Consider the following 13,166-nt stretch of genomic DNA (forward strand, 5'->3'; position numbering starts at 1 on the left):
TTGCAATAACATCCTATCTAGGAGGGGATTTATCTGAGTCAACAATGGAGCCCGAATGACGAAGGTATACGAACAGAATCACATGGTCAATACATCTCAGCAATATACCGCCATATGCAGATCGCGATCACAGCAGAGTTGGCGCCATATCGAATTGGAAGCGGGCAATATATTTTTCTAATGGCAATTGCGTTTCAACAGCCTATTACTCAGAAAGCACTGAGCGAAAAGCTGCTCATTGATAAGACGACAACTGCGAAAGCTATTTCCAAGCTGGAAGCGGAAGGTTATGTGCGGAGGGAAGTGGATACCTCAGACAACCGCTATCAGTTGTTGTATTTGACGGAAGCGGGACATGAGGTGGTACCCAAGGTACAGGAAGCTCTGGCCCGCGTGAAAAATAAAACCAGAAAAGGCATGACCGATGAGGAGTATAACATGATGGTGAACCTCCTAAAGATCGTGCTTCACAATCTGACTGAGCAGGAATAGAAGCAGAATTGCCCGAAAAAACGAGTCCAAAATTTAGAGGAGGATGTTCATAATGAAAGCTATTCCCTTTATCGTAGTGGAAAACTGCAAGGATGAAATCAAGTACTATCAGCGTATTTTTGGTGGCGAGATTACCATTTTACGCAAGCAAGGGGAAGAAGTGCTTAACGCGGATCTACATGTAGAGGGGGCCATCCTTAAGTTTGCGGATACACTGGCGGCAAAGCCAATCATGAAAGGCGATTACGTGAGAGTGTTTGTGACAATTGAAAAGGAGGAAGCGTTCCGAACCATCTATGAAGAGCTTGCGGCGAGCGGGTCTATTAACGTGGAGATGTATGAAGCGCCGTTCAATGGACTGCTTGCGATTGTAACAGATCGAAACGGCGTTTGCTGGGTGATGTCCTATTATCGAACGTAACTAGTAGGGAAAGTATTCCAAAAGCCCGCGAATGAATCATTCGGGGGCTTTTGGCTTTACCTAAAATGTCTACTCACGCTTGATAAACAATTTAAAGACACTATTTTTCAAATAGTCGAGTGAATAGAAAATAGGCCGATCATCCTCGTCGAAATGAAGCTGTTTTAATAAGAGAATTTCCTCATTGCCCAGCACGTTCACAGCATTCTGATCCATTTCCTTGGTGCTGTTTAAGGCGCAGATTTCTGTGATTGCGTAAGCAATGTTGATGCCCATCTTGCCCTTCAGAAAATCGAAGATAGCCCCAGAAAATTCCCCCTCGAAATGACCGGCGACCAGACTTTGCGGGAAAATATTATAATAAAAGGCGACTTTTTTGCCGTCGGCTGTTCGCGAACGCTCCAAAATGACCACTTTTTCATCAATCTGCAGCTGCTTTTTCCAATCATCCTCAGGCTCTCGCGTATAGATTTTGATGTCTAATTCGCTTTCCGTGTAGCCCTCATTTTTGATCATTTGACCCACGCTTTGCAATCTGCTCAGCGGATTAATAATAAAATCGGACCGGTTGTTGACGTAGGTGCCAACCCCGTTTTTACTGATGAGCACTTTCTCACGTTGAAGCATCTTGAGTGCCTCGCGGAGCGTAGGCCGGCTCACCTCGAATTTCTTCGCGAGTTCAGGCTCGGAAGGAAGTTTTTCCCCAGGCTGCAATTCCCCTTTGGATATACTCTTTTCAATCTCTTCTTTGACTCTGAGATACAGCAATTTTTTCTCCAAAATTCAATGATTCCTCTCCGCTATTGATTTCAATTCTAATTTTTCCGATGCTGTCTGACAACAACAGTGTAACACATATCTGCTATTTTAAAAACAAGTAAACACATGTATGGAGGGGGTTTGCATCATTTCACCTACACAATTATTTAACATTGGAATCATTGACTTCAGCGAGTTATCTTCCCTATAATTTGAGATGTCAGACAGCATGATGAGCAGCGGAGAAGGAAGGAGGAAATGCCAAAATGAAGGCGGAATAATTGGCAGCGTGATCGACTGTCAGGATTCGTTTAGTTTACTCCATATTGAATTGAAAATAACTTAATTTCACGGAGGGGCCCTATCTGATGAGGAAAATAGTATTAAGTTTTATGACGGTACTAACTTTGATTATTCCTTTCTTCACAAAAGCGAACACGAGTCATGCTGCAAGTTATTCGGACCTAGCCGCTCACTGGGCACCTCAAATTTATCAAGACGTGAACGCTGATCTTGATGTAAGGGCTGACTTTATTACCAACTTCAACTATGACGGTGATTATCTGGCTTTGAATAACTGGGATAATCTTACGAAATACAATGAGAATGGTTATGTTTACTACAAAGTGGCCGAAACGACGACCCATTATTTCATTGAGTACGATCTATTTCATGCCAGAGACGATGCTTACACACGTCCATTGGATGCACATGAGAATGATCTTGAAGGTTTGTTCCTTGTCATTAAAAAGGATGGATCCACGTATGGAACATTCCAGTTGATGGAAACGATGGCGCATAACCAATGGTACGATTATACGAATGATCCTAGCATTACATCCGGTTCGGACGGCGTGGATGGAGGCGTTCTTTTCAACGGAAGCCATCCTATGGTGTTCTGCCAAGCGAATGGACAGAGTCCAAGCGGCGGGCATGGTGTTAAGGCATATGACGGATCAAGCGCTCCGGGCGGAGATGGTATCGTCTATGATTACACGGGTGTAGCCCAATTCCCAACGAATACTTCAGGCAGTTATACGAACCACTATGGCTACGCATTGATAGAGTGGGGAGATCTGTGGAGTCGCAGAAATGATCCGAATATTTTCGCTTCCTGGGGCACATTTGCAGGCGATAACAACACAGCCAATTCCGCAAATGCACCATGGGGTTGGGATGACAGCGATGACGGTCCAGCTTTGCAAGGGATGAACTGGTCGGATCCAGCTCACCAAGTCGATGTACATCTGAATGGTCTAGGTAATTTCTCGCATACGTATGTATTCAATCCTTATTACTCACATAAAATTGTTCTTCAAAATACTCAGAGTTTGGCAGATCGTGATCCGTTCGGCGGTAAAAGTGACCTGTACATCAAAGCCTATGTAAACGGTCAGGGTCAGACAGACGCAAGATTCTGGAAGAAAAATGATGCGCCTATCAATCAACTATATAATATTGCCTTCGGTGCTAACGATGCGGAGTTTGGAGCTAACTTCTCCGAGAACTACAATACGGTCTATGTAGCGAAACCATCCAATACCAATGTAGAAATCCATGTCTATGATTCAGATGGTACTTCTGGTGATGATGATATGGGTTACGTATCCGCAGTTGTAGCGCCTGGAACAACGCAAACATGGACCAATGCCCTTACAAGTAATGGTCAAGCCAAGGTAACCGCTATCGTTTCTGCGCAATAGGTTCCAAATACAAAAGAGAGATCATCTAGGAGGATGGATATGTTTCAGAAACCAAAAGCACGTACACTAAGTTTGTTATTGACGGCATCTTTTATGTTAACCACCGTGTTAACAGCGTGTGGGACTAGCACCAATACACAAGGTTCCTCATCGACACCTGCACCAACGAGTTCGGCAAGCAGCGAGCCAGTCAAAGCATCAACGGCTCCTGAGTCGAAGAAATTGGTCGTGTACGCGGCGTTAAATGAAGATGATATCGTGCAAATTCAAAAGAAATTTAAAGAAGATACGGGCATTGAGATTGAATACTTGCGTTTAAGCGGTGCGGGTGAAGCTAGTACACGTATTCAAGCCGAAAAGGCTAACCCTAAAGCGGATATTTTCGTGGGTGGATCGGTGGAGTTCTATGAGCCGCTTGCTCAGCAAGGCTTGCTTGAAAAATATACATCCCCTAACGCCAAAGATCTGGAATCACGTTTCAATGATCCGAAAGGCTTCTGGCAAGGATGGTATATGGGCGTACTTGGTATCGTTTTGAACAAAGACAGATTCCAAAAGGAACTTGCGCCGAAAGGCATTAAAGAGCCTACAACATGGGATGACTTGCTTGACCCTGCTTATAAAGGCCTATTTTTGACATCCAATCCTGCGACTGCGGGCGGTGGTTATATCTTCGTTGCTGATCAGTTGTTCCGTTTGGGAGATGAGAAGGGTTGGGACTATTTGAAAAAGCTGAATACGAATGTTCATCACTACACACCTGCTGCAGGCGATGGCATTACACTTACGGCTACAGGCGAGTTCGTAGCAGCTATGTCTTGGGCGCATGATATCGTGAAATCAGCTCAAAAAGGGTATCCAATTAAAGTCATCGTTCCTGACCAAACGGCATTCGAAATCGGCGGTGTTGGTATTGTGAAGGGCGGAGCCAATACGGAAAATGCTAAGAAATTCGAAGACTGGCTGTTAACCAAGCCGATCGGGGAAATGAATACGAAAATGTCCAATCGTTATTCCGTTAGAAAAGATGTAGCACCACCAGAAGGCATGATCAAGATTGAAGATGTCAAACTTGCGAATTACGACAGAGACAAGGCAGCTCAGATGAAAGCAGATGTTGTGAAGAAATTTACGGAAATGACAGGTAAATAAATGCTTTAAAGACTGTTCGATCACCTCCCTTGCTGCGTATTGGCTGGGGAGGTGCATGCATCTAACCGAAAGGTGTGGAAAGAATTGATTTCAACTACTGTCAAGGATACCTGGGCTGAAATGAAGAGGTTAAGGAATGAACCTGTCTTAGCTTTGGGTGTGGCAGCGATTATTCTCATTACGTGTTTGTTTGTCGTTTGGCCCATTATGAAAGTGATCAGCTTCACTCGGTTGGAAGACTATGTAAAGATTTTTACCTACTCGCGATGGTATCATGCCGCTTTGAATAGCTTGTTTATGACGGTGATATCAACCCTATCTTGTACGGTTATTGCTTTTATTTTTGCCTATACGATTGCAAGACTTAAGGTGCCTTTCAAAGGTCTCTTCAAATTTATTACGATTTTACCCATTGTTTCCCCGCCATTTATTGTTGCACTGTCTTATATCCTCCTCTTCGGAAGACAGGGCATCATTTCGAAATATGTGCTGCACGTGAATATCGATGTCTACGGCTGGCATGGCCTATGGTTGGTTCAGACGATGACTTTTTTTCCATATGCGTATGCGGTTATTTATGGCGTACTGAAGTCGATTTCGAACAATTTGGAGTATGCGGCTTATAATCTTGGAGCTACACATTGGCAGGTCTTTAAGAATGTCTTCCTTCCTTTGTGCAGGCCGGGTATTGCAGGCGGAGCGCTGATTACAGCGATGAATGTGTTGGCGGATTTCGGAAATCCCATGATCATAGCCGGGAACTTCACGGTGCTGCCGACAGAGGCTTATATGCAAATGTCAGGCTTGTTCGATTTGAATTCAGCTGCCGTGCTTTCAACAGCACTGTTGATTCCTGCCCTAGGTCTGTTCGTGTGGAACAGAGCTTGGGTTGGCAAGAAATCCTACGTGACCGTTACGGGCAAAGAAACATCCCTAGACCATTTTCCGCTGCCTTCCTTCATCAAATGGGGGTTGTTTACGTTCTGCTTGCTCATCACGCTTATTGTTCTTGCTGTCTATGGCGTGCTGTTTTATGGCGCTTTCACCAAGACGTGGGGGTTCGATTGGTCGTTCACCTTGCAGAACCTTCATTATGTAACGGCTAAGAGTCGAGAGATTTTTAATAGTTTGAAATTTGCTTTGCTCGCTTCGCTGGCTGCTGGATTCTTCTCTTTGCCTTTGGCTTTTATCGTCCAAAGAAGGCAGATAGGCATCAATCGGCTGTTGGATTTCTTGGCGATCTTACCAGGCGCTGTTCCGGGTGTGTTCCTAGGACTTGGTTTTGCGATGGCGTTTAATGAAGGGCCGCTTCTACTTTCGGGAACTTCTCTAATTATGGTTCTTGCTCTTATGTTTTGGAATTTACCAACCTGCTATAGCGCTAACCTTGCAGGCTTACAGCAGATCAGTGGAGCATTGGAAGAAGCTTCGCTTAATCTTGGGGCAGGCCATTTTACGACTTTTAGGAAAATCGTACTTCCACTGCTGAAAGGGCCGTTTATCTCGGGCATTGTCGTGTCTTTTCTGCGATCAGTGACATGTTTAAGCGTCATTATTTTCATTTACTCGGCGAAAACCTCCGTAGGCACGGTATCCATTCTTGGCTTGGTCCAAAACGGAGCATGGGGCAGTGCATCGGCCTTTACAGTTGTGCTCATTTCCATTGCATTCGTCGTACTGGCAGTGGCTGAGTTTTTCTTGAGGAAGCAAGGCAGATCAATAGAACTTTAAATGGAGGAAACGATGAACACGGAGAAACCGATGATTCAGATTTCAAATGTATCCAAAAGCTTCGGCGACTTCGAGGCAATCAAGCAGGTGTCCCTCGACATTCCGGAGGGCAGCTTCACGACACTTTTGGGACCAAGTGGATGCGGTAAAACGACATTGATGCGGCTGATCGCTGGATTCTATGAACCGGATGCGGGTAACATTTATATAGAAGGTAACCAGGTCAATGGACTGCCTGCGTTTAAGCGCAATACACCGCTTGTCTTTCAGGAGTACGCCCTTTTCCCGCATATGACCGTTCATGAGAATATTTCGTATGGATTAAAGCTGCAAAAGCCTTCCCGTCAAGAAGCCAAAGATAAAGTGGATGCGATGCTGAGTATGTTTGGGCTCCAAGGCTTACAGGGCAGGCTTCCTCGAGAGTTAAGCGGCGGACAGCAACAGCGTGTTGCCTTTGCCAGGGCACTCATCATGGGGCAAAAGGTTCTATTAATGGATGAACCCCTAAGTAATTTGGATGCCAAAATGAGAGTTGAAGTGCGAAATGAACTGCGGGAGCTGCAGCAGCGCTTGGGCATCACAGCGATTTTTGTTACCCATGATCAAGATGAGGCGCTGGCGATTTCAGATCGAATTGCTGTATTTAACAATGGGCGTATCGGTCAGGTTGGGACGCCGTGGGACATTTATTTTAAACCTCAAAGTAAATTTGTAGCTGATTTCGTTGGAACTGCTAATTTTATGGAAGGTGAAATTGTGGCTGAAGAGGGGGAGGATCACGTTGTTAAATGCGGCATTCTCACACTGCGGGTACATCGTGGGGACTATCTGTTTCGGTCAGGTGATCGAGTGACGCTTGTGATTAGACCAGAATGCATCACCATCCTGGATAAGTCGACTACTGGTGATAATGTATGGGCCGGTGTTATACAGAAGAGCAGCTTTCTGGGGAGAATGATTCGTTATTGGATCGATGCTTCCCCATTTGAGTGGATTGTTGATGATGCAAGTCCAAGTGTGCGCGGTTACTTACAGGGGATTGTGCATCTAGCTTTGGATAAGCACAAAATCCATCTGCTGCCGCTGGAGAAGTAAGGAAAGAAAGACGAACATAAAGGTGGTAGGCTTATGCCAAGTGCGAACGTTCAATTTCTAAATGTCGGGTGGGGGGATGCTCATCTGATTCAACTGCCTTCTGGCGGTATTTGTTTAATTGACGGGGGAGATGGAACATTCACCGAAGATCAGGATCATCCGCTATCTTGGATGAATCGGAATCGCGTAGATCAATTGGAATGGATGATTCTCACCCATATTCACGAAGATCATATCAATGGACTGTTGGATGTGGCGAAAGCAAAACCGGTTATCAAAGCGGTTCTTCCTTATGAGCCCTTCTTGCTTCCTCCGATAGCATGGACTGACAATCAAGGGGACAGCTTTGCTGAAAGAGTCTATCATATGTTGGCATCGTATGTTGAACTCATACAAGTTCTAAGCGAGCAGGGTACTGCAATCATATGGCGCAGTGCGTATGGATCAAGTGAGGATTCTGTCATTTGGACGGAGGAAGGCATGACCTTGACCCATTTGTATCCTTGGCAGGGTGATCCTCTTCCTGCGTATGAGGTTCTCCAAGACATTCTCTCGTATTCTATGGAATCTGAACATGAGGAAGTCGTGGAGAACTTGACGCGATTCTTTGAATTATCGAATCATGATAGTTCGGTCTATCGACTTCATGCAATGGAAGAAGCGAACACAAGCGTTCTATTCGGCGGGGATCAGTTGGAGCCGGGGTGGGAGCGATTAGCGCAGCGAACGGATATTCGGAGCCGCGTTTGGAAAGTTTCTCATCATGGGATGGAGGATGGCTTCAATGCTCGTATTTTATCGTGGATTGAGCCCGAACACTGTATCATACCGATTAGTTTGCAAAGTTCAGAAGTATTTCAAGAAAACTGGAGCAGGTTGCGATCTTGTACGAACGCTTCCTTCTATATAACTGGAAGTTATACGAGTGAGGAAACGGACCTTATCGTGAATGGCTCGCTTCCCATTCAGCTCGGTTTCGGCTTTTAGCAGACAGACGCCAAACATACGGATTGCGGCTTCATTTCGAAGGGGAACAAGTACATGCTCGGAAATAATATTAGTTTCATACTTGCTTTTTCTGCAGGCGTATTAGGCGTCATGCAAGGGATGATCAACGCGCATATCGGGAAAGATCAGGGGCAGTTGGGGATGATTATTGGCGTTTCCGCTGTGCAGATTACCGTGGCCCTGCTGCTATTATGGCGTGTTAGATCGGCTGCTCCTCTGGATCTGCAAGTCATTCCATGGATGGTGATTGCGGGGGCTATGGGGGTGGCTATTATGTTTGGTACTTCCTATGCCACAGGGAAAGTTGGGACCCTGTCGGTATTTGTCTTGATCATTGTTGGGCAAATGCTAGCATCATCGATTATCGATCACTTTGGCGTATTGGGATTGCCAAAGAATCCTGTGACCCTGCCTAAAATATGCAGCATGCTGCTTATTCTGATAGGCGTATGGTGTTTGATTAAATCATCCCGGTAGTAAAATAGGCTGTTAGATGAGAAGGAGAACATGATGAACGAACAGCTAGCTTACGAAGACGCAATTATGCAGGATGCCATCCGTTATGTGAAGGAAGCAGGCAAACTGATTATGGATCTCATAAATATGCCATTACACATTCAAGAAAAGAAAAATCAATCCGATCTAGTAACCGAAGTGGATGTCCGAAGCGAGCAACTGCTGCGCGGTCAAATCACGCGTGACTATCCGACGCATTGGATTCTTTCCGAAGAAACGGATGGGGGTCGGGAGGATTCCCATCACACTTTACTGGAGCCGCCAGCGGGCTATGGATGGATCATTGATCCCATCGACGGAACCATTAACTTTATTCATAGCTTAGCGCATTTTGCCATCTCTGTAGGGATTGTGAGAGATGGCCTGCCGATCTGCGGAGTCGTCTATAATCCGGTCACCGATGAACTCTACGCAGGCCGCAAGCAGGGTGGTGCCTATGTGAACGGGAAGCCCATTCAAGTAGGGAACGAGCAGGAACTTAGCCAGGCTTTGCTGGCAACCGGATTTCAAGCCATTGACTGGAAGCCGAACTCCGTTGTTGTGGAACAAATCGGCAGAATGACAGGCATTGTCCGAAGCGTACGCATCCTGGGAGCGGCCAGTCTTGATCTATGCCTGGTGGCCTCTGGGCGGTTGACGGGGTTCTGGCACGACGGACTGTACCCTTGGGATGTCGCCGCTGGTCTAGTCATTCTGCAAGAAGCGGGTGGGGCGATCACGAATGCTGCGGGAAGACCTTTTGTATTAAGTGATAATACGTTGATCGCCTCCAATGGGGTTCTTCATCAGTATTTGATTTCAATGTTAAAATGAAAAATGAGTTAAGGAACTCCCTGTTAAGGGGGTTCTTTTTCATTCCACTGTTCCACTCGTCTCTATCGTTGACTTAGTAAAATCGAACATAAATATAAATACTGGATAGCGAAATTGAAATTATCATTAGCGAAAAACCATATTTCATAAACGTCATGAAGGTAATTGGATGTCCTTCTTTGGCAGACATGCCAGCTACAATTAAGTTAGCGCTTGCGCCAATTAAAGTACCGTTACCACCCAGACATGCGCCTAATGCAAGGCTCCACCACAGTGGTTCTATATGCTCTACACCCAAAATTCCCATTTCTTGAATCATAGGAATCATAGTTGCTACAAAGGGGATATTGTCTAAGAACGCAGAGGCGATAGCGCTGAGCCATAGAATCAACATCGATGTTGCAACGGGATTTCCCCCTGTTAGTTCGATAGCCGCAACGGCCAACTTAGAAATTATTCCGGTTTCTACCAAGCCTGAGACCAAGACGAAGAGGCCGATGAAGAAGAAAATGGTGGTCCATTCCACCTTCGTGAAAGCTTTTTCCATGGCATGTTCACCCGTAAGTGACAGTAATACAAATGCCCCTGCTAAAGCGACAGTTGCTGATTCAAGATGCAGCAGTTGGTGAAGAAAGAAACCAACAATCGTAAGTCCTAGCACGCAAAGACTTTTCGTTAGTAATTTGCGATCTGTGATCACTTCTTTCTCATCAATTTGCATCATATTCCTCTTTAACTCAGGTGTTGTCTGTATGTGTTTACGGAATAGGAATACGAAAATGGGAATGGTAATCGCCATTATGATCGCCACGATGGGTGCAAGATTGTTGATGAAGGCCATAAAAGTCAAATATTTAACCGCACTTCCGATCATAATGTTCGGAGGATCACCAATTAATGTCGCAGTGCCGCCAATATTAGAAGCAATAATTTGAGTAATTAGAAAAGGTATTGGATTAACGCGCAGCTGCCGTGTGATGCTGAAGGTAACAGGTACCATAAGCAGTACGGTAGTCACGTTATCCAGAAACGCGGACCCCACCGCGGTGATCAACACGAGCGCTACAAGAATGCGGACGGGATCCCCCTTTGCCTTTTTTGCTGCTAAGAGTGCCATATAGGTGAATAACCCGGTTTCAGCTGTAATATTTACAATTATCATCATGCCTATGAGGAGTCCTAATGTATTGAAATCGATGTGGTGCAGGGCGGACTCCTGATCCACAATACCCAGAACAACCATCAGGATACCACCGATCGTAGCTACGATTGTGCGATGAATTTTTTCGGTGATGATCAAACCGTACGTAAGAAGAAAGATACCCATTGCTAAGATTGCTTGTTGTTCCATAGTTCTTTAGTTCCTCCTAAATATTAATTGTTTTTTATGTTAAAAATTGGAGAAAACTCCTTTCTAGGCATAAAAAAAGAGCCCTACCAAGGACTCCTTTTGCCTAAAATGAACAAAGGGAGCCCTTGGTGACAGGCTCCTCCATAACGCAACTCTATTTAGTTCATTGATAATTATGATCAAGTAAACGGTCGTATACCGTGGTGCTATAAATTTATACTGCTTTTTGATTTATGTCAACCTGAGTTAAATACCAAGAGGGTAGCTGCTATCCTGTTATATGGAATTATTGGAAAAATAAGATGTACGCCCTTTCTTGGCGTTACAAATCGAATGCAGGTCATGCTCTGTAAGGCCTGTTTTGGGCCTTACAGTAGCATCAGCTGCGATAAAAGAGCAGGAAACGCAAGAACCAAAGGATCTGAGCGACACAAAATGATTAGATCCTTTTTCATTCAATTCGACTCGGAAGGTAAAATGTCCAAAAAGCGCAATAGTGTTTTATTTTGCTGTTTTATACTGTTTTTGAGTTCCCCTTTGGCTACTTATAATGGCAGTTTTTCAATGAGAATATTGAGGATTTACGTCAGCAAGCGGGTCTTGTCCTGGGAACATATAGCGCTGATTGGACAAGTGCTAAGTAGCAGGTTCATCTTATTTTTGTTGATAATACGGTTATTTCCAACGTTTATCGAGCTTTTTCCCTATGTTTGACTATCTAGGATCTACATATTTGGAGTTCGTATTTCCGAAGAACTGGAGAAAAATTTATGAGTCATTGATCGGTATAAAAAGCAGGAAATATGTAATGTTATTGTAAACTATATACAGCATAATAAATAAATATATTGTAAAAAACAGCAATATACATTGCTTGATTATGCTTTTTATTTATATACTTGACTAGAAAGATCATGAAATTTATGGGAGGAGAAGACCATTTCTAGTTCAAATGTTATCTGGAACAAGAGGCTGGTAACATGGCTTTTGTTGCTATGGCTGCTAGTCGTCATTTGGCCTGTCAATTCAGCGAGTGCACATATGTCAACAACAGGCTATTCGGATGTTTCTATTGACAATTCCACCATTCGCTATCAGTTATATCTGGAACCAGAAGAGTATGATCAATGGCTTGATAGCAAATCCAACAAGACGACGTATGTGTTCGATCCTTCTGCGCCGCCGAAGTCTGCCTGGGAAACAGAGGATGTGCAGCGTCTCATCACGGAGGGGCTTTTTGTAAATAGTGCAAATGTGAGCGAACCAGCTACCTTGCTAGGTGTATCAATGAAGCAGCGGGAAAATCGTTCCTACATGATGATTGATTTGGAGTACGATTTCCCAGCTACAATCCACGATTATGCGATTAACTATGATTTGTTTTTTGATGGATTGGATCCTCAGCATCAAAATTTCGCAAAAATCAGATACAAGGGCAGCTCTGTAGACATGGTTTTTAACCAAGATCACCGACTCGTGGCAGAAGCAGCTGAGACATCGGGAAGCAGAAGCGTGAAGCTCCCCAGTTGGCTGGTGACGATATTTGAATATATCGGTATTGGCATCCACCACATTTGGACTGGAATTGATCATCTGCTCTTCGTCACCGCACTAATTATCCTTCCGCAACGCAAACGTGACTATTTGAAAACGTTGACTGCGTTTACGATTGGTCACAGCATAACGCTTATTCTAGCTTCTCTCAAAATTGTTAATATTCCGGTATCTGTGGTCGAGCCTTTAATTGCACTAAGCATCGTATATGTTGCTGTAGAAAATATATGGTTAAGGCAAATAAAATGGCGTTGGGCATTGTCTCTCGGTTTTGGACTTATTCATGGATTGGGATTCGCAGAAGTGCTGCGAGATGCTTTTTTGAATCATTTTATGTTATCTCTGTTCTCCTTCAATGTGGGAGTTGAGATCGGACAGATCGGTGTATTGCTCGTATTGCTGCCCATTGTCGTTTTTGCCTCAAAATGGCGCAACTATCGCTATGCTTTAGGTATTGCATCAGGGTTGATTGCGCTGATGGGAGCAATATGGGTCGTAGAGCGGACGCTGCTTTAACTTTATTAATCGCGTGGTAACAGAAGACGAACTATGAACAAGGGAGTGAATATGT

12 protein-coding genes are annotated in these 13,166 nt (G+C 44.5%); 10 read left to right on the forward strand and 2 right to left on the reverse strand.

What is annotated here, in order from left to right; genetic code table 11:
- Positions 1 to 114 precede the first annotated feature (114 nt).
- The gene (locus A8709_RS20910; RefSeq protein WP_065854763.1) at positions 115 to 492 is read left to right on the forward strand and encodes a MarR family winged helix-turn-helix transcriptional regulator; all 378 of its coding nucleotides are present in this window, start codon (positions 115 to 117) and stop codon (positions 490 to 492) included.
- A 52-nt stretch (positions 493 to 544) separates the two neighbouring features.
- On the forward strand, positions 545 to 913 hold the full coding sequence (locus A8709_RS20915; protein ID WP_065854765.1) for a VOC family protein: 369 nt from the start codon (positions 545 to 547) through the stop codon (positions 911 to 913).
- 69 nt (positions 914 to 982) lie between these two features.
- Here the strand turns inward: A8709_RS20915 and A8709_RS35475 are convergent, their stop codons facing one another.
- Positions 983 to 1,693 carry a GntR family transcriptional regulator gene (locus tag A8709_RS35475; protein WP_084225241.1) on the reverse strand — a complete coding sequence of 237 codons (711 nt, stop codon included), beginning with the start codon at positions 1,691 to 1,693 and terminating at the stop codon, positions 983 to 985.
- Positions 1,694 to 2,040: 347 nt separating this feature from the next.
- On the opposite strand from A8709_RS35475, the gene A8709_RS20925 reads away from it, so the two are divergent.
- The 7 genes from A8709_RS20925 (at position 2,041) to A8709_RS20955 (ending at position 9,690) form a co-directional block, all read left to right on the forward strand.
- Positions 2,041 to 3,375, forward strand: coding sequence for a hypothetical protein (locus A8709_RS20925; RefSeq protein WP_065854767.1), 1,335 nt, complete (start codon positions 2,041 to 2,043; stop codon positions 3,373 to 3,375).
- 39 nt (positions 3,376 to 3,414) lie between these two features.
- Positions 3,415 to 4,527: an ABC transporter substrate-binding protein gene (locus tag A8709_RS20930; protein WP_065854769.1), complete on the forward strand. Its 1,113-nt coding sequence runs from the start codon at positions 3,415 to 3,417 to the stop codon at positions 4,525 to 4,527.
- 72 nt (positions 4,528 to 4,599) lie between these two features.
- Positions 4,600 to 6,258 (forward strand): ABC transporter permease, encoded by a 1,659-nt coding sequence (locus A8709_RS20935; protein ID WP_084225245.1) that lies wholly within the window; start codon positions 4,600 to 4,602, stop codon positions 6,256 to 6,258.
- On the forward strand, positions 6,259 to 7,353 hold the full coding sequence (locus A8709_RS20940; RefSeq protein WP_141692604.1) for an ABC transporter ATP-binding protein: 1,095 nt from the start codon (positions 6,259 to 6,261) through the stop codon (positions 7,351 to 7,353).
- Between the two features lie 33 nt (positions 7,354 to 7,386).
- Positions 7,387 to 8,340 carry a ComEC/Rec2 family competence protein gene (locus A8709_RS20945; RefSeq protein ID WP_065854771.1) on the forward strand — a complete coding sequence of 318 codons (954 nt, stop codon included), beginning with the start codon at positions 7,387 to 7,389 and terminating at the stop codon, positions 8,338 to 8,340.
- A gap of 54 nt (positions 8,341 to 8,394) precedes the next feature.
- A complete protein-coding gene (locus tag A8709_RS20950; protein ID WP_065854773.1) occupies positions 8,395 to 8,838 on the forward strand; it encodes a DMT family transporter in 444 nt (147 codons plus the stop codon).
- Positions 8,839 to 8,871: 33 nt separating this feature from the next.
- Complete coding sequence (locus tag A8709_RS20955) at positions 8,872 to 9,690, forward strand: inositol monophosphatase family protein (protein WP_065854775.1); 819 nt, start codon at positions 8,872 to 8,874, stop codon at positions 9,688 to 9,690.
- Between the two features lie 73 nt (positions 9,691 to 9,763).
- Here the strand turns inward: A8709_RS20955 and A8709_RS20960 are convergent, their stop codons facing one another.
- Positions 9,764 to 11,041 (reverse strand): ArsB/NhaD family transporter, encoded by a 1,278-nt coding sequence (locus A8709_RS20960; protein WP_065854777.1) that lies wholly within the window; start codon positions 11,039 to 11,041, stop codon positions 9,764 to 9,766.
- Positions 11,042 to 12,028: 987 nt separating this feature from the next.
- On the opposite strand from A8709_RS20960, the gene A8709_RS20965 reads away from it, so the two are divergent.
- Positions 12,029 to 13,111 carry a HupE/UreJ family protein gene (locus tag A8709_RS20965; RefSeq protein ID WP_065854779.1) on the forward strand — a complete coding sequence of 361 codons (1,083 nt, stop codon included), beginning with the start codon at positions 12,029 to 12,031 and terminating at the stop codon, positions 13,109 to 13,111.
- Positions 13,112 to 13,166: the final 55 nt, after the last annotated feature.

The organism is Paenibacillus pectinilyticus (genome assembly GCF_001700435.1).
GTDB classification, from domain to species: Bacteria; Bacillota; Bacilli; order Paenibacillales; family NBRC-103111; genus Paenibacillus_E; species Paenibacillus_E pectinilyticus.